Source organism: Candidatus Bathyarchaeota archaeon (genome assembly GCA_026014725.1).
In the GTDB taxonomy this organism is placed as follows: Archaea; Thermoproteota; Bathyarchaeia; order Bathyarchaeales; family Bathycorpusculaceae; genus Bathycorpusculum.
Window position 1 is genome coordinate 139,916 of record JAOZHV010000029.1, and the last position, 26,795, is coordinate 166,710.

Consider the following 26,795-nt stretch of genomic DNA (forward strand, 5'->3'; position numbering starts at 1 on the left):
TAGCGCTTGCTGGCTTTAGGCTCTCACGATGGGAACTGTGGATGACTGGTAAGCCGCGTTAATGTTGATGCTGCCCAAGTTTGTGTGGTTGTCTATCTCAATGTTGCTTGCGGCTGGATAATTGTTTGATTGCAGCGGAGACTTGTCACCTGAAAAGTTTCGCACATCAGTGTCTATGTTGCCAAGGTTTGTTTCTGAAGTGATTTTTGCTCCTACATCGCCGTCAATTTTCAGACCAACGTTTACTGACCCCATCGAGGTGTCAGCATTAACCTTGAGGTTCCCTGATAGCGTTGTTGTTTGAGTTATGTCCATGTTTACTGAGCCCATGTTTGATTGCAGGTTAACGGTGCAGTTGCCTTCAACGGTTGTTTCGCTCATGCGATAGTGCACTGTGCCCATGTTGGTTTCGAGTGATATGTCGCCTGCGACGGTTACGTTTTCTTGCAGGTTCGCTTGAACGGTGCCTGCGTTAGAATTAAGATTAACGGACTGGAGTGTTGCGTTTTCTTGAGCGGTTAGGCTGACTTGCCCTAGGCGCGAGGTAACGTTGAGGTTGAGGTTTAACGCTGGATTAACATAGATGACGCAGTCAACATCTGTATTTGAGAGAAAACCGCCTTCGACCGTTACCTTTGATGTTATAGTTAACACGTCGCCGACGGTTTCGTTTGTAAAGGTGACTTCTATGTTTGAACTGCGTAAGAGGCTCCTTGAGCCGTTTGCTGAGACATGGATTAGGATGTTGTAGTCGTTGATGTTTTGGGTTGCAACGTTCACTTCTCCAACGTCAGCGTAGAAGTCAAGGTTTAACGTTCTGATGTTTGGGTGGCTGTCGTGGTTTGTTTGATTGAAATCAAACCTAGAAAACGGTACTGCCGCAACGGCGATAACGATTACCGCCGTCAACAGTATGGCGATAAGCACTATGGCTCCTAGCATAACGGGGTCTTTCCGCAAGGGCTTCACTGGTGCAGGCGCTGCAGTTGGCGTAGCCATGACGGGGGTTCCGCATCTGTGGCAGAAATGTGCATCCTCTTGGAGTTTTGCTCCGCACTTGTGGCAGTAAGGCAAAATGTTAATCCTCAAATTAGGGGTATGGTTGCTTTGGAATTTAAGTCTTACCAAACCTTGCAAGACTGGCACAGGAATTAAAAATTGTAAAATAAAAAAGGGGTAAAAGCAAGTTTAGGACTTGCTTGTTTTTTCCTGTTTAGTTTTCAGCTCTGCATTCTCTTTCTTTAAAGCTGAATTCTCGTCCATCATCAGCTTAATGACAACGTTGAGCTGGGTCATCATGTCGTTGATGCGCAGGTTCAGCATGCCAACCTGTTGCTGCAACTCATGCGAAGGTAAAACCTGACTTTGTTTTTCAGTCATCCACACTCACCTCGCCGCACTTCAACACGGAGATCTCCTTTTTGAGCGCCTCAACCTCGTTTAGCAAGGCAAGGAATCTTGCTTCGTTTTCATCCTGTTTTTTCGCAAGCGTTTTAACGCAGCCTAAAGTGAAGCTGTGCATTTTGCCATAGTTGAAAAACTCGCCTGTTCCACCCACTTCGTCATATGCTCCCTTTAAAATTGAGAAGGGGTCGGTTGTAGGCGGTTTTATTTTATCAGTTGCATAGTCATTACCGATTGTTGGGTTTTTCTCTCCCCATTGCTTCACGATTGCCAAGTCATCATACGCATCAAAATAACCCGACTGGTGACCGTAAACTGTCCAAGCATACGACTTAGCCCAATAATAAGTTGCATTGCCACAATCATAAGAATTTCCAGTTGAAGGTGTTATGTTTCCACCGATGACCGCGTAGCTGCCTGTGGAAAGTGTGCTGCCAACTTGTAAGTCACGGGAAACTTTTACGTATTTGCCTGAATCGGTGTTTAGCAATAAGTGTCTGTTATGGGCTGTTATGTTTGAATATGTTGCATCCCAACTCAGCGTGATATAGTTTCCTGCTTTAACTGCTCCACCACTATAATTGCCTTTAACTGAGTTGAATTCTGGATCGCTTGTTGTAGTCACAGTTTGATTAGCAAAGTTGGTCATGCCAGAGGTAATCGTTGGAATGCGTGCTGTTGGGACTGTGCCTGCATTTAGATTTGAAGCGTTCAGGTAGTATGAAGCGTGTTGCCCATCAAGCAGGTCTGCGCAGAGATTCGTTATGGTGCTGGTGCTTGTTATTGTGAATGGGTTGTTGCCGAAAGCCAGTGTGCATGCCATGTTTACGATGCTGCCTGAAAGCGCGTTGATTGTGTTGGCGTATAAGTAGTAGGTGTCCACCATCTTCCATGGATACGAGCTTGAGCCGCAATAGTATCCTGCTGAGGGTGAGCCTGCAACTGTTGGGATGATGTTGCCGTTCATGCTTATGCCGTTGAATGTGGGGGTTGAGCCCGACCCGTATTTGTTGTTGAAGGTGTTCCAGTCACCTGAGCTAAGGTAGCCATTTGTTGAGCCATTGGCCTGAGGTAGACTTAGTGCATTGCTTGATATGGTTAATGGTGTAGTTACGCTCGATACTGTACCGGCTGTCCACTGTTGTGCTGGCATGTTTTGCCAAGTTGGACTTGAGCTTGAACCATTGCTTGTTAGAACCTGTCCTGAAGAGCCTCTGCTTCCACCAATATTTAGTGGACAGTTAATGTTTATGCCTGCTGGGCTTCCACTGTTTAATGGCTGAAGGTTATTGACGAATACTGATCCGACATCCAAACCAGCGTTCGCTGTGACACCGTTTACGTCTGTTACAGCTAAGGTAGTGCTGTCTACCCAAGTCAATCTAGCATTATTATTGAATTGTGCGTACCCAGAGATGTTTGCGTTGCCGCTAATTGTTACCCCACTATTTATTGTGAGGGGGCTTGTCACTGCAGTAATACTGCTTGCTGTGAGGCTTGAGCAGTAGACGGCATTCCACTTTTGGTTTGATGAACCGAGATTTAACTGCTTTCCCGATGCAGGCAATATGCCGCCTGTAGATTGGCTTGTCGTCATAACCAAGTTTAAGCCAGTACCATCATCGTAAAACGTCATGTAATTCGTCGGATGCGCAGTATAGTTGCCTACAACAATGCTGCGAGTGAAAACATTGCCCCACATTTTTGTCGACTCACCGAGACTTGAGTGCCCGTCAGTGTTTGGCTTGATTGAATTATCATCAGCAAGCGTTAAAGGACCAATTTCACTCTCAACATTTAGGTCACCGTGAACACTTACATTGCCTGTGGTAGTCAAATCCTTAACTTTTAAATTAGCAGTTACAGCATCTATACCATTTGGAATTGAAGATCCAGCAGTTATATAGAGGGTATCGCCATTTGTTAGGCAAATTCTAGGTGGATCACTATACTGTTCATAAGAGCGACCGATCATAACAGCACCACCGCCTGTGTTCATAACAGTCTGATCTACGATACCTGAGCCAGTGCCAGCTGGAGTGCCACCGAGGGTTAGCGTTGAGCCATTGCTAATATTGTCGTATGGTCTACTGAGCCACCATTTTCTAGCATCATTATCGTAATCAAATAAAACCGTATGAGGTAATTCAACATCGTTTACTTTCACTGGTTTTCCAATATCGGTATTAATGCAAAAAGTGTAGTTGTCGCTAGCAAAATGGAGTACTGTTGGGCTTTCAGAACTTAGATTTCCAAGGCATGAAACATCTTTAATTGCCCCGACTCCTCTGTTTATCATGAGTATGCCGCTTGCAGTAGGATATGGCAAATAACTTGCTTTGAGTAAAACCTCGTCAGCGCTATTTGGTGCTATCATGTGTAGCAAATTGTTAATTGTCGCATTATCCCAAGGACCGCCATCTACCATGTTCTCACCTCGCTTTCGCTTAATTCTGATTCAAAGGGGAATGCTCTAAAAAAATTTCCTTTGTTTAAAGGCTGAGCCATATGGTTGTCCCAGCCGTTGTTTGGTTCTGATTTGTTTTCTAACATTTTTGATCATCAACTAATCACTTGTATTTTTGTAATTTAAACAATTTTGTGGTTTTAAATAGCATTTAAAAATGTATTTTTTAAAAAAGCATTAATTAAAAAGTTTTTTAGAATATGCTTTTAATAGACAAAATACTCATTAACAGTAGTTTACAGCGCTTTGCAGTAACTTATTTATTTGCGAAGCTTTCATAAAATAAAGCATGCGAAAGTATATTGTTGGTCTAATGCCTATCGCTATATTAACTCTGTCAAGTCTCATATTTATTAGACCTATAAATTCAGAAATTACCAAGCCTTCTGTTCCGGAATTCACTGTAAAACTTTTTGATTCTTCCTATGACATACTGCCAATTAGCACCATTGACCCCTTCACAGGACGAACAATAACTTATGCAGGCTCGCATGTGGAAGCTAAAACTATAGAGATTAGGATAAAAAACGAGCCCTTCACACCCTTTCCAGTAACAGAGGGAACATCAAATTGGACCGCCTATTTCTTTTATAACATTCGTTGGAAGGGCCACTATGAGCAAGACTGGCATGAAATCTATAGTCCATCAAACGGTTTCCTGCCAAGAGATGAAGGTTCTGAAACCGTTTATTCCAATCAAGGAGAATACTCTTCTAGTGCTGGTTTGAAGCTGACTTCACGGGGAATGTATATAACGCTTCCTCCAAGAGCCGAAGTAGACTTCCAAGTGGAAGCAATGATAGGATATACACATCGAGTTGTTGAAGGTGGCATGGCTCCATGGTACTTCTTTGGTGAAAAAAGCGGCTGGACTAACACCCAAACCTTGACCATCACCGAGACAGCGCCAACACCAATTACCTCACAAAATCCAACTACAACCCCCAGTCCATCTGATTCTCCAAGCGTAGCTCAGTCAGATTTGGATTGGATGCAGGTTACAACCGTTGTCTTGTTAGGTGTTATTGCTGTTTTGCTGGTTTTTGTAGTGCTTTATCTGCGTAAGAGAAGCATAAAGACCGCACTCGATCAAGAATCTAGCATCTTTAGGGCTTTAATCAGAAGCTGAGTTTTGGGATTATTCCTGTTTAGCCGCAAAACCCGAACTTTACCATGCCTCACCTTCACGCGGTACTCGTTTATGATTATTCCTTCTTTCTCCAAAATCAGCAGGTTTCTTGCGTATATACAAACGTATATACAAACCGTATATACAGCGCCTACCCCCTCCTCGCTGAGCCTTCACACACAAACAAACGTCCAAGCCGCCCAGCACTGCTTGTGCAACGTCCACAACCAAAAAGCAACCCAGACTAAATCCAGACACCAAAAAGCAACGTTCTCTGCAACCTATAGGTTGATGTTGTACTAAGACCCACCTTCATCAACTACTACTAGAAAAAAACTTCAACGTATATACCAGCATGTTAGCAACAATTAAGTACCAAATCCACCGTAACGCAATCAAAGAGGATACTAACATGTCTGAACGATTCGCTAAAAAATGGGAAACAAAAAGAGAAGAAAACAACATACTAAACACAATAAAAGACACCGTCCAACCCCCACCACCACTAAAACCACGCCTAGACGCAGCAGTCAGAAAACTAGACCTGCAAATCAACAAACTAGACCAAACAAACGAACGCTTCCAACAAAAAGACCGCACACTATTCGCCAAACTAGTCGACGCCTACACACAACACGACCAAGCACACGCCAACATATACGCCACAGAACTAGCTGAACTCCGAAAAATGAGCAAACTCATCATGAACGCACGCCTCGCACTAGACCAAGTCTCACTAAGAATCAAAACCGTACAAGAACTAGGCGACGTAGTCACAACACTCGGACCATGCATCGGCGTACTCCGCAGCATCAGCAACGGCATAGGCGGCGTACTCCCAGAAGCAGAAGGCGAACTAGGAGACATCGGCAACATGCTAAGCGGCTTAATGTTTGAAGCAGGCACATCAAGCGGCATGTCACTAAACTTCGAAAACGTAAACGAAGACGCCTCAAAAATCCTAGCCGAAGCCGCAACAGTAGCCGAACAAAGAGTCAGCGCAAACTTCCCAGACCTGCCAGCGGGCATGGCAACAGGCACAGCAAGCAACAAGACACAAACCTAAACAACCCTTCTCTTTTCCACCTTCTTTTTTCCTTTCTTTAACACAAAAACGAAGCGAGCAGGCTGTTCTAAAAGTTGGACTTATATGCTTCATACGATGCTATGTGTCCACAGGGACATACTGGTTGAACGCGAACAGCGAAACAGAACTCGAATACGCACTACGAGGCAAAGCTTGGAAAGTCTACTGGTTCCTACTAAAAAACGGCAACCCCGCAGGCGTCCGCGAAGTCCAACGTGCCCTGCACTTTAGCAGCCCAAGCATAGCCTTTCACCATCTAGAACAACTACGTGAACTTGGGCTGGTTGAAAAGCAAGATATCGGCGGACACTATAGCCTTGTCAGCGAAGTAAAGATTGGCGTCTTGCGGCACTATGTAAAGTTAGGTAAACTGCTGTTTCCACGATTCTTCTTCTATGCCCTGTTCTCAACAGTGTTTTACGCCGCATATTTACTGGTATTATTCAGCGGTTTCACCCGCGATAACCTATTCATACTCACATTCGGAGCAATCGTTTGCGCAATCTTCTGGTACGAAGCCTATCGAGTTTGGGCAATGAGACCATTCTAACTAGTAGAACAGTCTGTTCGCGTGCTTAGCATAAAATAAACAGCCACAGTAACCCTATAGCAGGAGAAAAAAGCATGGTACAAAAAGAAGTCAAAAAGAAAACCAAAATCTACGGAACAGTAGCCGTACTCTCAGCCTTAGTGCTAATATCAATGATTTACGTTATGGGTTCAGTGCCCCAAGTCTTCCCCCCCTCAGAAACACCCCCTGTTTTGGGCATGAAAACTTTCTCATCTCTTGAGGCGCTGACAACTTTTCTGTCAGCTAAAACGCAGGGACAGCAATCCTATGTAGGCGGACCATTGGATAGTCAATTCTTCGGTGAAAGAGGCCCAGTTCCTGCTCATATTCAAGGTGCTCCTGGTGTAACAGGCGGTAAAAACTTGGAGTCAGCTCCAACCTACGCGGTTGATTCTTCTTATTCAACAACTAACATCCAAGTCCAAGGAGTCGACGAAGCAGACACCGTAAAAACAGACGGCAAATACATCTACGCGATATCTAACGCTCAAAACTTTGGCTTTTACATGACACAGGATTCTGCGGGGCAAACAGGCAATTCAATTTACATAATAAATGCTGATCCGCAAAACGCTAAAGTTGTCTCAAAAATAACCCTTGCAAACAATACGCAGCCAGCGGGCATGTTCCTTAGCCAAGACAGCACCAAACTGGTGGTTTTAGCCAGCAAATACCAAATTTACACTTATGACACCGAGCGCTCCACTGGCGCAATGCTCATGCCGTACCAAAGCGATGTGTTCACGTTCATCAACGTTTATGACATTTCAAACAAGGCTAACCCCATTCTATTCCGCAACTTCACCATGAGCGGAAGCTACTTCAACTCCAGAATGATAAACAACTACGTCTACACCGTCGTAAGCCAACCCGCATATGTAACGAATAATTCTGTGACACTTCCAGTTGTCTGCGAAAAAACCGTTACTTCACCTATTGAACCTACAAGCGTGCGTTACGCCGAGGACACAGTTGATAACTATTTCACTTTCACGACTTTTGTGGGTTTAAACATCATGGACGCCACACAGCAGCCAACAAACATGACTATCCTGATGGGCGGAACCAGCACAATGTACGTTTCTACACAAAACATCTACGTAACTTACCCAACTTATACCCCTGGAGGACAGTACACTTCTGTCTACCGAGTGCGCATCAATGGAAGCCAATTAACGTTCGAAACTCAAGGTAACGTTCCAGGATACCTTCTTAATCAGTACTCCATGGATGAATACCAAGGATATTTCAGGGTAGCTACAACGTGGGGTTCTACAGGTGGACCGTTTAAAGGACCACTTGCAGAAGAACCAACATCAATGAACAACATCTACGTCCTAAACATGAACCTTAGCATCGTCGGTCGTCTAGAAAACCTTGCAAAAGATGAGCGTATCTTCAGCTCAAGGTTCATCGGAGACAAAGCTTACCTTGTAACCTTCAGGCAAGTAGACCCTTTCTTCGTCATAGACCTCTCAAATCCAGCTAGCCCGAAGGTTGCAGGGGAGCTTAAAATCCCAGGATACTCAAGCTACCTACATCCGTACGATGAAAACTACATGATTGGCTTAGGCAAAGAAAACAATACAGTGAAGCTATCGCTCTTTGACGTATCAAACGTTAACCAACCTACTGAAATCGCAAAATACATAATAGAGGGTGATTACACCGACTCGCAAGCACTCTACGAACCTAAAGCATTCCTGTTTAACAAGCAAAAGGAACTGCTCGTCATCCCAGTCTCCATTACAAAATATGGTGTAATCGACTCTGGTAGCAGCCTAGGCGGCAAAGAAGTATACGACTATTCGCAGGGTTCCTACTGGCAAGGCGCGTACGTCTTTAGGTTGACGGCGTCAGGCGGTTTTGAGTATAGAGGCGGAATCACGCACATAACTAACACAAACGCAAGTACAATCTACCTCTACGACTACAACCTACAGGTGGAAAGAGCACTCTACATCGGCAACACGCTTTACACGATATCTAATGCTCAAGTAAAACTCAACAGCTTAACTAACCTCACAGAAATTACAACAATCAACCTAAATTAACCCTTCTTTCTTTTATTTGGTTGTAAACGGTTTACTTACTCCTAACGTTATTTTTTCTTCAACCAACCGTAGGTTACTTTTGGCTTGAAAAAGCGCCAATAGCACCTATCCCCTATAGGTTTCTGCAATGAGTTTCTAATAGGCAGCAAATAGGCTCGGCGCACCTGACTCCCTATGGGTTTTCTGCATAGGCTGACTATCAGGATGCAAATATTCAAATCTGAAAAATGCAAGAAGCCCTGACTTCTCAATCTATGATTCTGCTGTGATTGTTCTTATACTACCACAAATTCTTATTTTTCACAAAACCAATTAGCTTAAATTGCCGGAAAAAAGAGCTGTTTGGCAAGCAAACCTGCAGTCGTTTCAAGGCTCTGTTCCCAGTTATGCACTATGGGGCTTAGGCTCCCAAATTTGTATATTTGGGCATCCTTTACGGCTGTTAGGGGTAGTTTGCCAAACGGCACCTTTTCCTGATACGCTTTTTGGTTGGTTGTTTTGTCGTGCCTTTTATTTTCACTAAGTGAAAACGGTTTCAATTAAATTAAAATACTTATTTGCCTTTACCATATTTAGCTTAAACTAAATTGGATGGCACAAATATGGTCAGGATTAAATGTAAGAAATGCCAAAACGTTTACGAGAGAGGGTTCGGTGACGCATTAATTTCACCACATGTTGGTCCGTATCATTATGTGAAATGTCCCGCTTGCGGAAAGAGAAGCTTTGCCAACTTTTACTCGTCAGTAAAAGAACCCATTACTTGGCCTCCGCAAGAACGGCAACAAGAAGCAGTTGCGCTCGAACTAACTGAGGAAGAGCTTGAACGGAAACGAATCGAAGAATCCAAATACGAGAAACCTTAAACGGATTCCGTTTTTCAAGCTATTGCCTTATTTTTGAAATTTCTCAGATTCTCCTCTATTTTTGATATCGCTATCCGTGTTGTCGGTTCAGTGCAGATTTGGGCAAATGCCTGTATGCTTGCAAAGAGGGCAAAGTCGATTGGGTCAACGCCATTTGGCACTTCGCCCAGCGCTGAAATCTTCAGGGCAATTTTGTTTTGAATCTCAGTGTAAATTCGAAAGGCTTCTTGCAGGTTTGCGTCTTTAGGTTTAAACTCGAGGAACTGATGTTGAGGAATATATCCTGTGGCTGTGGCACGGAAGAATTTTTTTTCGATGTTGCCGACTTTTTCGGTTCTAACTACTTCAATCAAGTTGGCTTTTAGCAGTTTTTGCATTCTTCTCCAAAGTTTGAGGGTGGGCAAGTTGAGCTTCGTTGCAAGTTCAGAAATAGATGATTCTGACATAACGAGGTTTTTTAGAAGTGTTTGGTTGAGCGGGTCAAGAACAAGTATTGTGCCTTTTTGGTCTAGGAATTTAACCAGTTTCATAAAATGAAAGCGTTATCAACTAACTTAAATAGTTATTCGCAGTTTAATCCACAAGAACAAAAGAGCCAACAGGCAGTGAACAGCATGATTGAAACCAAAAACCTAACCCGAACATTCGGCAACCTAACAGCCGTAGACAACGTAACCTTTCATGTTGAAAAAGGCGAGGTTTTCGGTTTCCTTGGACCTAACGGTGCAGGAAAAACCACGACCATACGCATGCTATGTTGCCTAATCAGCAAAACCAGCGGTGAAGCCACAATCAGCGGCTACAACATCAGCAATGAAGAAGACTGCATGAAAATCAGAAAAATGGTTGGGTTCCTGCCAGAAAATGTTGGCTTATACGACAGTTTAAGCGCTTATAGGAACCTTGATTTTTACGGGCAACTCTATGAGGTTCCAGAAGAAACGCGAAAAGGCAATATTGAGCGGTTACTGCGGTTGCTGGGCATTTGGGAGCGCAGAGAAGACACCGTGGGAACTTTTAGTAAGGGTATGAAACAGAAAATTGCTATTGCACGTGCACTGATCCATGACCCGCAGTTGCTGTTTTTGGACGAACCTACAGCCAACCTAGACCCTGAGGCAGCAAAAACTGTTCGGGATTTCATATTAGAACTCAAGAAAGAGAAACGTACAATTTTCATCAATACCCACAACCTTAGCGAGGCAGAGCGACTTTGCGACCGCATAGCAATTCTAAAAGGCAAACTAATCGCCGTAGATTCCCCAAGAAACTTGTCGCTTAGCCTGTATAGTCGGAAAACGATTGTTCACTTACAAAATATGACCGATGCAGTTTTAGCCGCTGTGCAACGTTTGAATGTAGTTAAGGCGGCTCGCGTTTCAGATAACAAGTTGATTTTGGATATGGATGACCCTGAACGGGATAATCCTGCAGTGGTCAAAGCGGTGGTGGCAGCAGGCGGCAATGTTCAATATGTGACGGAGCTTCGTTCCTCGCTTGAGGATGTTTACTTAAAGTTGATTAAGGAGGTTTCAGCGTAATGCGTTTTTGGAAATCATGGATTGTAACTAAAAAAGACTTGAGCGTGATTAGGCGAAACAAGTATGTCTTCTACTCGCTAATAGCTATGCCTTTAGTGCTAGGAGTAGTTTTACCGACAGTTTTCATATTTGCCATAGGTGCTGGAGCTGAACAACTTGCACATGAAGAACTTTTGCAGACAGCATATCAAATCGCGAATCTTGGTACCATGTATTTTGTTCTCATACCCGCTATTTTGCCCTCGATAATCGCTTCCTACAGCATCGTAGGCGAAAAAATAGAAAAAAGCCTAGAACCCCTACTGGCAACACCGACAACAGACGGCGAACTATTGCTAGGAAAAAGCTTAGCTTCTTTTGTGCCTTGCATGGCAGTAACGTACTTAGCGGCCGCGATTTTCGTGCCCATAATTGACTTCTGGTCGTATAGCACGCTTGGAATTATCCTAATACCAAACTTGTACTGGGCACTCATGATGTTTGTTATAACGCCCTTAGCTTGCATCATGAGTGTAGAAGCCAACATCATAGTATCCTCAAAAGTCAGCGACATCCGAGCAGCTCAACAATTAGGCGGCATAGTAGTTTTACCGCTAATCTTTGTGGTGCTCCTCGGCTCAATAGTTTCAACATCGCTGTTGCTTGCCATAGGCGTCACGGTAGCATTAGCAGTCGCAGACATAGCATTATTTTACTTAAGCAAGGCAACGTTTAGAAGAGAAGAAATCCTCACTAAATGGAAATAACCCCCTCTAAAATTTAAAATACACTTTTCAGGCTTCTAGGCATCTAAGCTGAGAAATCCCTTTAAGGAAGCTGGGATTTAGCTACGATTTAAGAGGGCAGGGCTAATGGCGAAAGCGACACAAAACGGCAACAATTCAAACAGCACGGCAGTCGCCACTCTGAAGCCTACCTTGACCTCTGAAGAACTGTTGAGCCTTTCAACAGAAGAAATCATGACACGCCTTGGCACATCCCACCAGGGACTTAGCTCTGAACAGGCAGAGGAACGCCTTGAAATTTACGGTCGAAATGAACTTGCGCGTGCGCACAAACATTCAGGCATCAAAGAGTTTCTTTTGCACTTCAAAAGTCCTCTTGTTATAATTCTCTTGATTGCAGGCATAATCTCGGGTTTACTTCAGGAATACGCTAACATGATTATTGTGTTAACTATCATTTTCATCAGTGTCATCCTTGATTATTATCAGGAGAGCAAGGCTGAAAAAGCCGCTGAACTTCTGAAACAGAAAGTCACCACAACTGCCACAGTACTAAGGGACAATGTTAAACAAGAAATAAAATTCCCTGAAATCGTCCCCGGAGACATAATTTACCTCTCAGCAGGAGATATTGCTCCCGCAGACGCTCGCGTCATAACCGCTAAAGATTTGTTCGTTAATCAGTCAGCGTTAACAGGTGAATCGTTCCCTGTAGAGAAAATTGCTGGCGCAGTCAAGAGCAAGGAAGGCGGGGTTGTTGACTGGGGCAACTACTGTTTTATGGGTACCTCCGTGGTCAGCGGAACAGCCACAGCGGTTGTCGTTAAAACGGGCAGTTCAACCGAGTATGGAAAAATCGCTAAAAAACTCATCGAGAAACCGCCAGAAACCGAGTTTGAGCGCGGCATCAAAAGCTTTGGTTTCCTCATCATGCAAATAACCTTCCTTTTAGTCATCTTTGTCTTCCTCACAATTTCACTTCGTGACCCCACCGAAACTGGAGTAGTGCAGGCTCTGCTTTTCGCAGTGGCTTTGGCTGTTGGGTTAACGCCTGAGCTTTTGCCCATGATTATAACGATTAACCTTTCCAAAGGCGCCATGGCTATGTCTAAGAAAGGCGTCATCGTGAAACGTCTTGCATCCATAGAAAATTTCGGTAGCATGAACGTTCTGTGCACCGATAAGACTGGCACGCTTACGGAGAACCGCATCAAACTTATCCTAAACGTGGACATGGAAGGAAAAGAGGATGAGAAAGTCTTCCTCTATTCGTTTCTAAACAGCCACTTCCAAACAGGACTCAAAAGCCCACTGGACGAGGCTATCCTAAAACATAAAGAAATTGACACATCGAAATATGTAAAGATAGATGAGGTTCCGTTTGATTTTATAAGAAGACGCGTCTCGGTCGTTGTGGAGCGCCATCAGCAAAGATATTTCATTGCCAAAGGCGCTCCTGAAGAGATTCTCAAAGTCTGCTCTTACTACGAGCTAAACAAAGTAGTTGCAGACCTAACTGAAGAAGTGCGGAAGCGTATTGAGCAGAAATATCACGACTACAGCGCTGATGGACTCAGGGTTTTAGGTGTCGCTTACAAGCGCCTCAGAGAAGAAAAAGCCGTCTACTCAATAAATGACGAAACCGATATGGTGTTCTTGGGCTTTGTAGCTTTCCTTGACCCGCCCAAAGAAACCGCCAAACAATCAATCCAACTTCTAACCAAAGCAGGAATCGAACTTAAAATTCTCACAGGAGACAACGAATTGGTTACACGAAAAGTCTGTGAGGAACTGGGCTTTGAAGTTAAGGGTATGGCTCTTGGAACCGACATAGCCAACATGCCAGACGAAGCTTTGATGGCAGTGGTTGAAGAAGCAAACATTTTCTGCCGCGTCAACCCTGTCCAAAAAGACCGCATAATTACTCTGCTTAAGAGAAACGGTCACGTTGTCGGTTACATGGGCGACGGCATTAATGATGCTCCTTCACTGAAAACCAGCGACGTCGGTATATCAGTGGACAATGCGGTTGATGTGGCACGAGAATCCGCTGACATCATCCTCTCCAGAAACGACTTAACCGTGCTGGCAGAGGGAGTTTTGGAAGGACGCAAAACCTTTGGCAACACCATGAAGTACATCATGATTGGAGTTAGCTCTAACTTCGGTAACATGTTCAGCGTTGCAGGCGCCGCTTTATTCTTGCCTTTCTTGCCCATGCTCCCAGTGCAGATTCTGCTAAACAACTTACTCTACGATTTCTCACAATCCACAATCACCACGGACAAAGTGGATGAAGAATACGTCGAGCGCCCTAAACGTTGGGACATCACTTTCATACGTAAATTCATGATATCGCTAGGTCCAGTCAGTTCACTGTTTGATTTCTTGACCTTCTTTATGATGCTTTTTGCATTTCTACCCATCATACCAGTTGCCCTCTTATCCGACCCAACCTATCCTGAGCGCTTATTCCAAACCGCATGGTTCATTGAATCATTGGTGTCACAAACCCTAGTGGTTTTTGTCATTAGAACAAGGCGACCATTCTGGAGAAGCCGCCCAAGCAAATACCTAGTAATCGGCAGCATCGCCATTATTACATTCGCTTTATTGGTACCCTTCACTCCGCTTGGCGAAGTGTTCAGTTTTGTGGCGCCTCCACCGCTATTCTACGCTGCTTTAGCCCTTCTGCTGGGTGCATACTTGTTAGTAGCCGAAATTGTGAAAGGCTGGTTCTACAAGAGGCACTCATACCGCCTTGAACAAGTTCTGGTGCCAAAGAGGGCTTTCTATATCACACGAACGGCAAAGTTGATGCAGGAGATGATTGCAGCCATAAGCTTGCGCTCAGAGGATGAATTCTCAATCGAATCCTTAACTGACGATTTGAACAGCGCCTTGCCCTCTCCGATTAACTCAAATCAAATGGCAAGAAACCTCCAGTACCTGAGGCGTTCTGGATTAATCAATGTTGACTGGAACAAACGTACAATTAAGCGTGAAAAATCACTCAGAGAATACGTTAAGACAAGCATTATCGAAGGACCCATGTGGGCGACGCTACTAGAAGATTGGCGAAAAATAAGAGCTACGCTCCTAAATAAGCACGGAGAAGTAAACGAAGAATACCAAGAACCACTGACAACATGATAAGGGCGCACGCTACAGCTATTGTGTGTGAAGCAAAAAACGTTTCACGCAAGTACACTTAACAAAACAGCGCTCTTTTTTGTCAACTGCGTTTAACAAGCGAGCAAATTAGTGTTCTCAAAAACCATTATTTGCCGCTGTGGATTAACGGGGAATTGGTAGGTCAAATTTGTCACATACTTGTTGGGACTGCAAGCATAGCACTTTAAAAATGAAGATTTTGGTGCCGAAAAACCGTACCATCAAGGAATACATCCATAAAACAGGCGATTTCCAGTCAAGCATAGTGGCTGTTGTTAAAGAAAAGAATGGACAATGCACAGTGTGGTTTAGGTCTGAGGGAACCATAAAGATAGTTAGTGTCAAGTTGATTCATGAATGTAAACTTAAATTAGAAATCAAGAAAACCAAGTGCCGAAACTTTGAGCCCAGCGAAGAAGAGAATAGAATAAGCAATATAATATACAGCAAAACAGTTTTGGAACAAGCAAATGAGTAACTTTGGCTTTTTTGCTTTCTCCCAGAAATAGAGAAACAACTCTTTAACCCAGTTACGGAACGCCTCATCCTTTCCATAAAAGCAAGCATAATCCATCTTTCCATAAACTGCGGCGAAGCATACAACTGCCTCCTTTCTAAGTCAAGGGTTAACTTGGCATTTTGTTTAAATCATTGTTGCACTTTTAATTTCTTGTCCTTTTTTCTGGAGGTAACATGTGATAGGGCTTTTGGCTCTCTGGAGTGGTTGTTATTCTATATGGCGGTTATTGCTCTGGTGCAAAACCAAAGTTAGTTATCAACCAAATTGGAAGGTAAGAGCGAATGAATAAGATAGCTATAGTGCTTCTTGCCTTATTGCTCATCGCTTTCCTATTCTTTGCCTATTCACGGCTTGCAACCGCCACAACCGTGTTTTCTGATGATTTCTCAACAGGAAACTTCGCTAAATGGTCAGAGACTTACGTCAGCCCTGACTCAAGCCAAGCGGTCAGCAATGGCATAGCGCGTTTTACTGTTCCGACTCCTGTGGCTGGTACTTACACTTTTTCATTCGTTAAAACGGAAGCATTTGTTTCCACAGTCAATAGTACAATAACTGCCACACTATACGTCTACTTTTCAAAAATTCCTAATGGGTGCCCACAAGGGAATGGCGCACTGTTTTTCCTTTATGTTTGTGATTCTTCAGACATGAGCGGCAATAGTGGTAACTTTTGCGTTGGAATCGATGGTTCAAGCGTCTGGTCTTTATGGATAGGCGGAAGCCTCACCTACACATACTTATTCCAAACAGAAGATTCCACCCCAGTTAGCAATACATGGTATCATATTGCTTTAACGATTGACAATTCAGCATGCAAAGTAGCGTTAACAGTTAATGATGTTGTGGTGATTAGTGCCAGTCAACAGCAATTCACCGATAAAACACACCACATCAGCCTAATTTCAGGGATAGGCGAGAACTGGTGGAGTGACGGCTCAGGGCAACAAGAAGTTGCAATAGCTAACGTGGTACTAGAAATTTCAGACGCAGACCCCCAACCTTCGTCTAGTCCAACATTAACGCCTTCACACCCCTTACCTACTAAAACGGCAACGCCTGACCCGCCTGCAACACCAACACCTACGGCTTCTCCAAGTGCAAGCCCTTCCGCTACCCCCGATATCCCAGAATTCCCAGCATTTACTATCATATTGTTAGTAATTGCAACATTATTGGTTAGTGCGCTCGGACTCAAGAGAAAAATCATGCAAAAAATAAAATGTAAAAAACCGTCAAGGGTTGCTTTTTTGTTTCTCAGAATATCTCGTATCTCACGCAGTGTCGGAGTATCTCAACGTCTAAGCCTGGCATTTGTGGAACCGATTCTTCTTTTGGATAAATTACCTCGGTGCCGGTTACGTATGGTCTCTTTCTTCCAGAACACCTCTCCGTAACCATACTGATAGCGACAGCGGCAATTATGATACTTTATCAGGATTGAGCAAGAAGATAGGTATAACAAGGGGTTGTGCATCTTCCTGAAAACAGGATTACTGTGAGCAATCAGTAATATCGGCATTGAGAAGTGATGCTTTTTATTACGTTTTCCACAGGTTGTATGGGCAATGGTGCCAGCAGTAAGGGCTATCTTTGTACATGCAGCTTTTGCATTCTGTCCTTTCAAACCGTTTTTGGTTAGGTCTGCTCAAAATGGCTCACCCCTAAAAAATGCAGGGTGCTATTGCTTAGAGTCTTTCTTTTTAATAGTATTTGTATAAGTTTTCTTACTGGACTTTTTTCGGTAGATACAATTGAGTCGAACTGATGATTTACATCTCCGACAATTTTTAACTAAACCTGCCCGTAACATACACATAGCGTTTTACCTCTCTTGAGTTTAGAAAAGAATCAGTTATTCGATTAGTTTACCAATTGGATAAGAGAAACTCTTCAGCCTAACCATTACATTTTCCTAACTAATAAAGCTTAAAATGAAATTCCTTTTTTAAAGGAAAAAGAACATGTTATTTTTTTACGAAAAAAACGTGATTTTGAATTCTTTGGCAATTTTAAGCATAAAACGGTTTTTTCATATGCATACCCTAATATAGGGCTTAACATATTTTATAGAGAGTTGGAATTCTTAAGAGGAAGAGTACCGCTACCGCAGTTTACTTTTCTCCTGATTATTCTGATTATTTAAATTGGCTTGAGCCAAATTGGTGTAAGAATGGGTAAAAGAAAAGTAACAAATGAGGGCAGTCTCGATAATATGATTTTGCCCACCCCTAATGACGTTTTAGGCATAGCAGTGAAAATGCTTGGTGCCGACAGAATTATGGTTAAATGTCAGGATGGAAAAGAGCGACTTTGTCGAGTCCGAGGGAAACTGAAAAGGCGCGTTTGGATACGAGAGGGCGACATTGTGTTGGTTTCTCCTTGGGATTTCCAAAGTGAAAGTCGGGGAGACATTTTCTGGCGGTATAGAAGAAACCAGTCGGATTGGCTTAGAAACCACAATTATCTAACTATGTAAAAGGGGAAAAGAGAAATTATCCTGAAATGCACTGAATGCGGCAACACATTCATAAAAAAAGGCTTAACAGACGGCGAATTGGTTAGCTGCCCAGTTTGTGAGGCAAGCTATAAAGTGGAAATTAAAGATGGAAAGTTACGCCTTAAAGATTTCATGTTTGAAGAGATAGATCTTGGCGAACTCTGAATTAATAACAATAATTGAGGTGAGAATAAAGTATGAGTGCTTTAGAAAAAAGTGACTTTATGGTTGCTATTCGAGGTTACAAGGTCATCAAAACAAGAACAAATGCTAACTGTACAGATGTTACAGCCTCTGATGCCTCTGACAAGAAAGTGCTTTTGCGTTCTTTGGAGACTCAAGGAAACGAAAGTATAGATGTAAACGATGTTAAGGCTATGGTGCGGGTTATCAAACGTGAAGCATATGACATTGCAATTTTAATTGGAAAACGGTTTAATGACAGCGCAGTTCAGGAGATGATCAAAGAAAAAATTCAACGTGTTTCTGACGAGTATATGCCACTTTACAATGTTGAGAATCTATATCGAGCGATATTTACTTGCGTTGATGCTCAATGCCTAGGAAAGTGCGGCAAAGTTCCGTTAACAAAATCGGATTGCCAAGTAAAGAAGGGCTCTGATTCTTGTGAGATAAGGTCTTTGTCAGATAATGCCTCTTTTCACTTTGAACACGGATGGTCTGGATTGCTGAAAAATGACCTCAAACTTGCTTTGGCATTAAAACATAAACCAAGTTTAAGTTAGCAACCTATTCATCAATAAAACAAAACATACAACCGCTTATTATTTTGATGTAACATGTTTAATACGTACAATGAGGGTAGTAGCGTGCGCTATTATGGCAGCCAAAGTGCGGTTAGAAGAACGTAGGGGGTTTGATGTGTGAAGAGAAAAGAGAAACTGAAAACTAAAGGAAAAAAGTTTTACAAAAATACGCAGGGCAAAATTTGCAGGGTAAGGGGAAACTATAAGCTTACTAAACAACAGGTACTGCGCAAAAGGCAAAATAAGCCGTCAATTAATTCCTAACTATAAATCACCTTATCCAACAAGAGAATTTTGGTTGTTAAACAGTCAAAAACCTTTTTTCAACACTTTCGACTGCCTATACTGCTTGTGGGGCGTCCACAACCAACACAGCGCCCAAAACAAACCCAAAAACCAAAACACAACCCGCTACATAACCCGCCACTTGATGTTGTACACAACAACACCACTCAACAACAACTAAAAAAACAAAAACCACTACTCTCACTCTAGGCCTCAACCAAACCTTGCTCCTATATCATGAGGCGCGCCTTGGTAGATTCAAGCATAGAGGGCATGGTGATACCTGAAGTGTACACACTAACAACCATGCTACTGCTTATCACTGCAAGCGCTATCCCAATAGCCCTTAGCAGACGAAACAAACTACACAACTAAAATACTTCCCCCCCCACATTTTTTCTCCCAATTTTATCCAGCAACAAACAGAAGTGGTGGGGCCGCTGGGATTTGTTCCTACCCTAGTCGTCTTGTGAACCCACCCAATATATCGTTTCTTCGTGGCAACTCTCCCTTTTTTTCATTTGTTAAGGAGGTTTCTGATTGAAAGATTACTCTTTGAGTGTTGTTTATCGCCGTGGGGACGACGGGCAGCTTTATGTTTGGCTTTATCGGGGGCAACTCCACATTGGCACGGTTGAGGTGAATTCTTTTAACTGTGTGAAAGTTATTCGGGGCACAAAGAACGCTTCGCCTGTTTTGGTGAAGTATCTTCCTTCAGAGGCTTTGTTGGAGGAAACACCATGACCACCGTGCTAGAGCCGTCCGCCTGTGTCGACTGTGTTTTTTGGTGTGGCCGCTGCACCGAACCAACCATGAATGGCAAGAACACAATCAACCGTCTAGCATTGTCGACTGTTTGCGAGAACTTTGTAGGGAGCTGAGTAAGGTGGCGGAGGAACCTGTTGGTAGAAGTCAAAATTTTGCGTTTTCAAAGTCAAAAGTCAAATTTGACTTCAATACCGTACGCAGCCGAGTCCTGCCAATCCTCAAGGGTATAGAGGTGAAAATGTATCCTGCAAAGATTGGGCGCACCCGTGGATGGAGCAAACAGCACGTAGCCTACTATGTGGGCAAGCTGGAGAAGGCAGGCTTAATCCGCCGGTTGAAACGCAGCAGCTTCGTGGACTACGAGTTGACGGAGCGGGGTCAAAATTTTCTCGTATCATGTGAGGGCGTCCTCTTTAGCAGCGGCATCTTCCGCTTGCATCGGTGTTTTTTCAAGTTTCCGATTTTGCGTGAGGGCGTTTATCCGTTGGGTGATTTTCGGCGGGTTGAAATGCAGAATTGGACGGCGCTTTTAGGTTTGGAGCAGGGCGTCAAAGTTAGGCATACGGCGACGTCTTGGATTGTGCACGTTGAAACGTTGTACGGTCGCAGTCCGGGGGAGCTTGTGACTTTGGCTAAAAATTTGGCTGACCGAGTCGCAAAAGGGTTGTCCAGCAAGTACGGCTGCGTGTTGGGTGAGGGGCAGATTAACAAGCGCCACGAGTTGGGCATCGATGACCCAGTTGCGAATTTGCTAAACCGCTACTTCACCGTGAGCACTCCTAAAAGGGTTATTGATGACAGTCTAGGAGAAGATGAGGGTGAACTTGATCATCTTGGTCGGGATGCTGCGGTTGAGTATTTGTTGATGCCTGAGCGGCTGAAAAAGCTGGAGGGACAAATGGGTAATGTCTTATACGATTTGGAGAAAATTGCAGGCAGCATAGCTAAGCTAGACAAGATGGGTTACGACTTAGCAAAGGTTGCTGAGGTTCTGTGCAAGCTTGCGGATTCTGAGGACAATCCAGATGTTTCTAAGGCTTCAGTTGATGGAGGAAAAGGCTATGTCTCTTAGAATTGCAGTGGGAGGTTTTAGGATTGGCGTTGACTGAACGGGAGCGAAAGATTTTACAGCTATATGCCGAGGGCTTGAATGATTATCAAATTGCCAAGAAGTTAAAGATAGAAACACCTAATGTTTATCGTGCACGGAAGACTGCGCTCAGAAAGCTTGATCGAGCAAGGGCAGATTTGTCGTTTGTTGATAACCTCAAAAGAAAATAGGTTCGTAAGGAGCGTAATGGCTGAAGACCAAACGCTTCAGTACGAAAATCCTTTTCTAACTCTATTTCTTAGCGAATTCTAATCCGTGCAGCCTTTTTTATAGATAGCCAACAACTTGAATCTGGCAGACCCGCTTTCTTACAAGTTTGCTTTGTCAGGTTCAGTTAATATGTTCCATAGTTATTACAATTTTTCCTCGTGGGTGTCCTTCTTCAAAATACCGGAAAGCTTCAGCAACCTCATTTAACGGGTAATGTCTATCTATGATCGGAACTAATTTGCCAGATTCAATAAGCTCTTTTATAAAATCCAAATCTTCTTTATTATTCGGTTTCCAAGCCATAAGACTCATCTTCTTACTACCAACCAATGAAATTAATGGACCTAGAAACAAAGTTTGGAAAATTGTAAATCTGGAGCCCCCAACTAAAGAGTAAATTCCATTGGAACTTAATGAATGCCTATAATCGAAAATCGAATGATATCCTGCAATATCAAGAATCAGGTCATAATGTTGCCCATTTTTTGTGAAATCTTCCTGAGTGTAATCGATAACATGGTCTGCACCAATCGAACGCAGCATGTCCAACTTTTTTGCATTGTCCACACTAGTTACTTCAGCTCCAAAGTACTTCGCAATTTGGACTGCAAATGGACCTACGCCACCGCCAGCGCCATTAATCAGAACCTTTTGTCCTGGCTGAATCCGTCTTTTATTGCGAAGACCTTGGAGGGCAATTATTGCTCTTGAGGGTATTGTTGCTGCTTCTTCGAATGACAAACTAACTGGTTTCAATGCTAAAGCTTTTTCAGGGGCGCATACAAACTCAGCAAAAGCGCCAAACCCATAATTGAATAAGTCCCCAAATACCTCATCACCCGGACGGAATTGCTTTACGTTTGTACCAACCGCTTCAACTCGACCGGCTATGTCAAATCCGAGTACTTTGTATTTTGGTTTTAGAGGACCCAAGAAACGAGCAGACCATGCCCTTCCTCTAAGGAAATCCAGGTCTTCTACATTTAGAGAAGCCGCATATATTTTTATTAGTACTTCATTGTTATTTGGAGTTGGTTTTTCTATGTCTTTAAGTTGAAGAACATCTGGAGATCCATATTTTGTGCAGACTATTGCCTTCATTTCAACCATTCAATAATATTTTATTTGAGTCATATATAGATACGAAAAAAGATGGAGAAGGCTAACCTTCCTGTTTAGGCCACTTCCATGCATGCCAAACAATTAGTACAATAAATACAACTTCCAAAATCTCATAAAATACATAATAAGCCCAAGTCTCTCCTGGTACAAGAAGTGCAGGAACCAAAACAACAGCATAGACTATACCCACAATGATGTTTACCCAACGATTCACTTTAGCTGGCAATGCCAGGGACAAGAAAATCATAAAAATCGGAATTGCCATTAATATTGCAGCTCCAAACAAAAACACTTGATTAAGCGCTATTTCTCCTGATAGTACGTTCTCTACTATATCCTGCCTATAGAATCCGAAAACATCGTTATATAAATAGAAAAACATTAAAGCTACCCATAATGCTGAAAGCTTAAACTTAACATTTATCTTAACGTCTTCAAGAATAGTCTTAATTCCCCCGGTGTTGGTTAGATGACGAGTATGCTGTCGTTTTTTATTTAAGACTTATGGAACGGTTAGCGCAAGCTCGGAGGATGAGGCATGTTAAGGTCGGTTATTATGTTCGATAGTTATGACTACATTTCCCTTCTTGTGTCCAGCTTCAACATACTGGTGAGCCGTGACAATTTGCTCCAAGGGATACGTTCTATCGATGACTGCTTTTAATTTGCCAGCTTCAATTAGACCGCCAAGTGTTGACAAATCATTTGGCTCCATGCCTGGGTTCCCCCAAGTTGAGAGAAAGACCCCGGTTTCTGTCAGCGACCCCTTTGCCTGTGAAATCGATATTTTGCCCACTGCATCAAAAACCAAATCATACCTCTGACCATTTTTGGTAAAGTCTTCTTTGACGTAATCAATCACAATATCCGCCCCCAAAGACTTGACTAACTCCAAATTAGCGGTGCTGCATACGCCAGTAACTTGTGCCCCGTTATTTTTAGCAAGCTGAACGGCGAAGGTGCCAACGCTTCCCGAAGCGCCATACACAAGGACCTTCTGTCCGTTCTTTACGTTTGCCTTCCTAAGAAAACCCAGCGCAGTCATACCGCCAATGGGAACAGCAGCAGCCTCCTCAAAAGTCAAATTTGCTGGTTTCTTTGCAACCTCTATAACTACTCTTCCCACCACATCTGTATCTGGAAGACAAATATACTCTGCATATCCCCCGCCAAAGCCAGTTGCAGCTAAAACCTCATCTCCAACCCTAAATCTGTCCACATTTTTACCAATTGACTCGACTACCCCAGAAACTTCCATCCCAAGGACTTTATTTTTTGGCCCTGTTAAACCTAAAGCGAACCGCATAGGGAGCCAAAACTTCGTTGGGACTTTGAATCCTCGCATACGTATGTCTCCCGCTGCAACAGTTGTAGCGTGAATTTTTATTAGTACTTCGTTGTCTTTTGGAACTGGTTTTTCCACATTTCTAAGGCTTAGAACTTCGGGTGGTCCATATTTCTCGTAAACGGCTACTTTCGTTTCTTTTTTACACTCCAGTTTTAGTTTTAATTGAATTATAAGCGTCAGCAATCATGAACATTGACGCCATAAGGAAAACCGTGGCATCTACCGTTATCGTTCCGTCTGGGAGCTGAGTGTTTCCGCTTGCAATAGTGGGCCACATAAAGAAAAACGCAAAATGAACTATTGCAACACCATAAAGGATCCAGCTTGTGAACCTTAAACCAGGAATTCCAGTTGCGTTAGACTGTTTTCTAATGCTTTTGCCAGCAGAGTTAGCAAGCGGAATGGCTGCCAAGAAAAGGAATATTTTAGAGAAACATGCGGCGGGATAAAGCAGTGTATTTCCGTTATGATTCGCGTCGGCTACGATGCCTAAAAAGTAAGCAACAACTGCAAACGCTACACTTAATACCAGTTTTATGTTCATTGTTGCACATCCGATGGTTTCTTTGGGAAGAACATCCTGTAGGGCAGAAGAAGCCCAATCATCGTTATGGTTGTAATTGGGATAAACTGAAGTACTTGGTTGATGTCGCCAATGAAGACAACGCTGAAAATTGCATCGCTTACCAGAAGGATAGGAGCTAGTAACATCATGTACCAAGCCCATTTTTCTCCCCTACGATAACCCGTCAGAGTTATAGCTAATATGAACAGTGACCAACTTATCTTGAGCAGCCCCATTTGCCCATAGACGAAGATGACAAAGTTAGACGCCTCAGGGCTCGAAGCCTTAAGGTCACTCCAAGGCAGATTCGTGACAGCTTGGGCATCCGCCTCAAATATTCCTTCGGGCTGGAATACAGCAACGATTCCAACAACCAACCATAGCATCCCAACAGCTAGTAATATCACCCATGCATATCTTTCATATACTCTTCCCCTCATGTCACAACACCAATTCTTGTTCTGACATTTTCAGCTGATCCGAACAGTTTTTTGTATAGATAACCAACAACTATTCCAAAAACGAGAAACCTTGGCACGTTAAGCAGTACTCCAACGAGGAAGTAATACGAGGCGTCGCTTGTTCTTAATGCTGCGGGAACCTCGATTACGAGTAGCAGAATTACAAGTGCGATGAAGCTAAGGATTAACGATTTCAAGATCGGATTCTTTGTTGGAATCTTGCAGTAAAATCGGACCAAGATATAGCTGATGATGCCTGCCATAATCAAGCCAATGATAAGTCCACCAATCCAGACTAATTGGATGCTGGCAATTGACTCTGCAACTCTGTAATCGGCAGCGGTGGGAGTTAAAGAAATTGCGAGGGTGGCTGCCCAGAAGGCTAAGCCGCCCGCGAGAGCTAATGTTAGCGTCTTCCTGTAAATCCCAGATGACATTTGGCGCTTCCCTTCAGTGGGGGTTGTCATCTTATTTCTGTTCCTTGACAGCCATAATCAAAAGCCATGCTGTGAGAGCAATTTCGGCAATGAAGCTGATTGCATTTCCTGGATACCGTAATATTTCATAGTTGGGGAGAAGGAAACCCTGTAAAAACCAACTCATATTACCGAAGAAATCGAGGATTATCAGTAAGCCTAACCATTTAGGAAGGAAGCGCGATTTGTAAACTAAGTAGCCAAGGGGAAGTAGCCAAGCGCTAAAAAATATCTGTGTGAGTAGAAAACCATTTGTGTATAAATCGAGAGAGGACATTGCCAGGGCTTGCAGTTGACCTGTTTGAAATACGCTTAAGTAGTTAGCGCCGCTCAAAAACTGAAGGGCTGCAAATAGATTTAGCGCATTAAGGCACTCTATGGCAACGCCGCCCAAGTTTAATAACAAGAACAGCAAAGCTAGGTTTTTGTTAACAGGTTTTAACAACACATAAAGCGCCCATGCTGCTAAAACGAAAAAAGTTGCTGAGACTAATTCGGTTATAAAACCAACTCGGAATAACCCCTGAGAAGAAAGTATATTGTTGGCTGTTGCTGCTGCATCTCCGGATACAATAATATTATCGCGGATATATGTGGCTAAGACAGTAGTTAAAATAAAAATGAGATAAAAAAGCCCCGCCATTCTTGCGGTCTTACGCGGCGATAAATCCGCAACTTGATTTGTCATCTCTTTTTCCCCAAAAGTATTTACCGTCTGTTAGTTGCTTCAATACGCATATAAGCTTATGTATCAAATCAAACACCAGTAAACCTAGTGTCAGAGCATGTGTGTAAATTCGAAGTGTCAGTTAATTTAACGCAAAATGTTACATTATCCTGTTTTTGATATTATCGTGTTTAGGCTCTCAAGCCATTAATGTTCAGTCTGAGGATTGTTTCTTGGCGACTATGATGTTACAGGTTAGCTCTGACTGTAAAGATTGTAAGCGTGTGAGGGAGCATGTAGCTTCACTCTTGCCTTTCAAGATTCTTGAGGCTATGACAGATAAGCCCTTGCGCATTCGCGGCGTAGCCATGTGCTCGGGCATGAGCCGCAATCTCAACATCTACACTTCTGAGGAGTTGCAGGCCTTCACTAGCAAATTGGCTAGCGCTCCTGTCTACATTGAGCACGTTGCTGTGCCCAACGCTGTCGGCAAAGTAACTAAGACCGATTGGGATGGGCATAACCTGTGGTATGAGGCGGAAATTTATGATGACGAGACGGCTGAGAAAATCCGCAAAGGTCTAATCCAGCACGTCAGCGTCGGCGCAGACTACGAAGCCGTCGATGTCGTGGACGGCAAAGTGCCGCATGGTTTGCATAATGCTGAGTTGAGCCTTGTGGCTGTGCCAGGTATTCCCGAGACCAACGTGCAAGTTTTGGAATCACTAAGGAAAGCGGGCGTGCAAGAGGCAGAGTGGGACACTGAGTACATCAACAACCTGCCCGACGACTGCTTTGCGTATATTGAGGCGGGCGGGCAAAAAGACGACCAAGGCAAAACTACACCCAGAAGCCTAAGGCACCTGCCATACAAGAATGCTCAAGGCAACCTGGACGCTGACCATGTTCGAAACGCTTTGGCACGACTGGATCAGACGGAAATTTCTGCTGAGGCGAAAACTCAAGCGCTCAAGAAG

At 43.4% G+C, this 26,795-nt stretch carries 27 protein-coding genes; 16 read left to right on the forward strand and 11 right to left on the reverse strand.

Features of this window, described 5'->3' with window-relative positions; all coding sequences use genetic code 11:
• Positions 1–15: 15 nt before the first annotated feature.
• From NWE95_06760 to NWE95_06770, 3 genes are all read right to left on the reverse strand, one after another.
• Positions 16–1,074 (reverse strand): zinc-ribbon domain-containing protein, encoded by a 1,059-nt coding sequence (locus NWE95_06760; protein ID MCW4003593.1) that lies wholly within the window; start codon positions 1,072–1,074, stop codon positions 16–18.
• Positions 1,075–1,188: 114 nt separating this feature from the next.
• Entirely contained in the window at positions 1,189–1,380 is a 192-nt protein-coding gene (locus NWE95_06765; protein ID MCW4003594.1) for a hypothetical protein, read from the reverse strand.
• Entirely contained in the window at positions 1,373–3,832 is a 2,460-nt protein-coding gene (locus NWE95_06770; protein MCW4003595.1) for a hypothetical protein, read from the reverse strand. The genes NWE95_06765 and NWE95_06770 overlap by 8 nt, the downstream gene beginning before the upstream one ends.
• 352 nt (positions 3,833–4,184) lie before the next feature.
• Between NWE95_06770 and NWE95_06775 the strand changes: the two genes are divergently transcribed.
• The 5 genes from NWE95_06775 to NWE95_06795 all read left to right on the forward strand — a co-directional run bounded on the left by NWE95_06775 (position 4,185) and on the right by NWE95_06795 (position 9,578).
• Positions 4,185–5,000: a hypothetical protein gene (locus NWE95_06775; GenBank protein ID MCW4003596.1), complete on the forward strand. Its 816-nt coding sequence runs from the start codon at positions 4,185–4,187 to the stop codon at positions 4,998–5,000.
• A gap of 355 nt (positions 5,001–5,355) precedes the next feature.
• Positions 5,356–6,066, forward strand: a complete 711-nt coding sequence (locus tag NWE95_06780) for a Snf7 family protein (GenBank protein MCW4003597.1) — start codon at positions 5,356–5,358, stop codon at positions 6,064–6,066.
• Positions 6,067–6,190: 124 nt separating this feature from the next.
• Complete coding sequence (locus NWE95_06785) at positions 6,191–6,637, forward strand: hypothetical protein (protein ID MCW4003598.1); 447 nt, start codon at positions 6,191–6,193, stop codon at positions 6,635–6,637.
• Between the two features lie 74 nt (positions 6,638–6,711).
• A complete protein-coding gene (locus NWE95_06790; GenBank protein ID MCW4003599.1) occupies positions 6,712–8,712 on the forward strand; it encodes a beta-propeller domain-containing protein in 2,001 nt (666 codons plus the stop codon).
• A 602-nt stretch (positions 8,713–9,314) separates the two neighbouring features.
• Entirely contained in the window at positions 9,315–9,578 is a 264-nt protein-coding gene (locus NWE95_06795) for a hypothetical protein (protein ID MCW4003600.1), read from the forward strand.
• A 14-nt stretch (positions 9,579–9,592) separates the two neighbouring features.
• Here NWE95_06795 and NWE95_06800 read toward each other — a convergent pair whose 3' ends face one another.
• Positions 9,593–10,108 carry a helix-turn-helix domain-containing protein gene (locus NWE95_06800; GenBank protein ID MCW4003601.1) on the reverse strand — a complete coding sequence of 172 codons (516 nt, stop codon included), beginning with the start codon at positions 10,106–10,108 and terminating at the stop codon, positions 9,593–9,595.
• Positions 10,109–10,192: 84 nt separating this feature from the next.
• Between NWE95_06800 and NWE95_06805 the strand changes: the two genes are divergently transcribed.
• The 10 genes from NWE95_06805 (at position 10,193) to NWE95_06850 (ending at position 20,930) form a co-directional block, all read left to right on the forward strand.
• A complete protein-coding gene (locus tag NWE95_06805) occupies positions 10,193–11,119 on the forward strand; it encodes an ABC transporter ATP-binding protein (GenBank protein MCW4003602.1) in 927 nt (308 codons plus the stop codon).
• A complete protein-coding gene (locus NWE95_06810; GenBank protein MCW4003603.1) occupies positions 11,119–11,865 on the forward strand; it encodes an ABC transporter permease subunit in 747 nt (248 codons plus the stop codon). The genes NWE95_06805 and NWE95_06810 overlap by 1 nt, the downstream gene beginning before the upstream one ends.
• Positions 11,866–11,970: 105 nt before the next feature.
• On the forward strand, positions 11,971–14,997 hold the full coding sequence (gene mgtA / locus NWE95_06815) for a magnesium-translocating P-type ATPase (protein MCW4003604.1): 3,027 nt from the start codon (positions 11,971–11,973) through the stop codon (positions 14,995–14,997).
• A gap of 223 nt (positions 14,998–15,220) precedes the next feature.
• On the forward strand, positions 15,221–15,496 hold the full coding sequence (locus NWE95_06820; GenBank protein ID MCW4003605.1) for a hypothetical protein: 276 nt from the start codon (positions 15,221–15,223) through the stop codon (positions 15,494–15,496).
• Positions 15,497–15,819: 323 nt separating this feature from the next.
• A complete protein-coding gene (locus NWE95_06825) occupies positions 15,820–16,935 on the forward strand; it encodes a LamG domain-containing protein (protein MCW4003606.1) in 1,116 nt (371 codons plus the stop codon).
• A gap of 776 nt (positions 16,936–17,711) precedes the next feature.
• Positions 17,712–18,017 carry a translation initiation factor eIF-1A gene (gene eif1A / locus NWE95_06830; protein ID MCW4003607.1) on the forward strand — a complete coding sequence of 102 codons (306 nt, stop codon included), beginning with the start codon at positions 17,712–17,714 and terminating at the stop codon, positions 18,015–18,017.
• A gap of 218 nt (positions 18,018–18,235) precedes the next feature.
• Positions 18,236–18,784: a hypothetical protein gene (locus NWE95_06835; GenBank protein MCW4003608.1), complete on the forward strand. Its 549-nt coding sequence runs from the start codon at positions 18,236–18,238 to the stop codon at positions 18,782–18,784.
• Between the two features lie 555 nt (positions 18,785–19,339).
• Positions 19,340–19,465, forward strand: a complete 126-nt coding sequence (locus NWE95_06840) for a hypothetical protein (GenBank protein ID MCW4003609.1) — start codon at positions 19,340–19,342, stop codon at positions 19,463–19,465.
• Positions 19,466–19,630: 165 nt separating this feature from the next.
• On the forward strand, positions 19,631–19,834 hold the full coding sequence (locus tag NWE95_06845; protein MCW4003610.1) for a hypothetical protein: 204 nt from the start codon (positions 19,631–19,633) through the stop codon (positions 19,832–19,834).
• Between the two features lie 142 nt (positions 19,835–19,976).
• A complete protein-coding gene (locus NWE95_06850) occupies positions 19,977–20,930 on the forward strand; it encodes a hypothetical protein (GenBank protein ID MCW4003611.1) in 954 nt (317 codons plus the stop codon).
• Positions 20,931–21,299: 369 nt separating this feature from the next.
• Here the strand turns inward: NWE95_06850 and NWE95_06855 are convergent, their stop codons facing one another.
• From NWE95_06855 to NWE95_06885, 7 genes are all read right to left on the reverse strand, one after another.
• Complete coding sequence (locus tag NWE95_06855) at positions 21,300–22,280, reverse strand: NAD(P)-dependent alcohol dehydrogenase (protein ID MCW4003612.1); 981 nt, start codon at positions 22,278–22,280, stop codon at positions 21,300–21,302.
• A gap of 61 nt (positions 22,281–22,341) precedes the next feature.
• Complete coding sequence (locus NWE95_06860) at positions 22,342–22,752, reverse strand: DUF6326 family protein (protein ID MCW4003613.1); 411 nt, start codon at positions 22,750–22,752, stop codon at positions 22,342–22,344.
• A 90-nt stretch (positions 22,753–22,842) separates the two neighbouring features.
• Positions 22,843–23,799, reverse strand: a complete 957-nt coding sequence (locus NWE95_06865) for an NAD(P)-dependent alcohol dehydrogenase (GenBank protein ID MCW4003614.1) — start codon at positions 23,797–23,799, stop codon at positions 22,843–22,845.
• The gene (locus NWE95_06870; protein ID MCW4003615.1) at positions 23,789–24,193 is read right to left on the reverse strand and encodes a hypothetical protein; all 405 of its coding nucleotides are present in this window, start codon (positions 24,191–24,193) and stop codon (positions 23,789–23,791) included. The genes NWE95_06865 and NWE95_06870 overlap by 11 nt, the downstream gene beginning before the upstream one ends.
• Positions 24,190–24,654, reverse strand: a complete 465-nt coding sequence (locus NWE95_06875) for a hypothetical protein (protein MCW4003616.1) — start codon at positions 24,652–24,654, stop codon at positions 24,190–24,192. Before NWE95_06875 ends, NWE95_06870 begins: the two co-directional genes overlap by 4 nt.
• Complete coding sequence (locus NWE95_06880) at positions 24,651–25,142, reverse strand: hypothetical protein (protein ID MCW4003617.1); 492 nt, start codon at positions 25,140–25,142, stop codon at positions 24,651–24,653. The genes NWE95_06875 and NWE95_06880 overlap by 4 nt, the downstream gene beginning before the upstream one ends.
• A 1-nt stretch (position 25,143) precedes the next feature.
• Complete coding sequence (locus NWE95_06885; GenBank protein MCW4003618.1) at positions 25,144–25,839, reverse strand: DUF4386 domain-containing protein; 696 nt, start codon at positions 25,837–25,839, stop codon at positions 25,144–25,146.
• 263 nt (positions 25,840–26,102) lie between these two features.
• Between NWE95_06885 and NWE95_06890 the strand changes: the two genes are divergently transcribed.
• Positions 26,103–26,795: hypothetical protein (locus NWE95_06890; GenBank protein MCW4003619.1), on the forward strand; the 693-nt coding region annotated here is incomplete at its 3' end.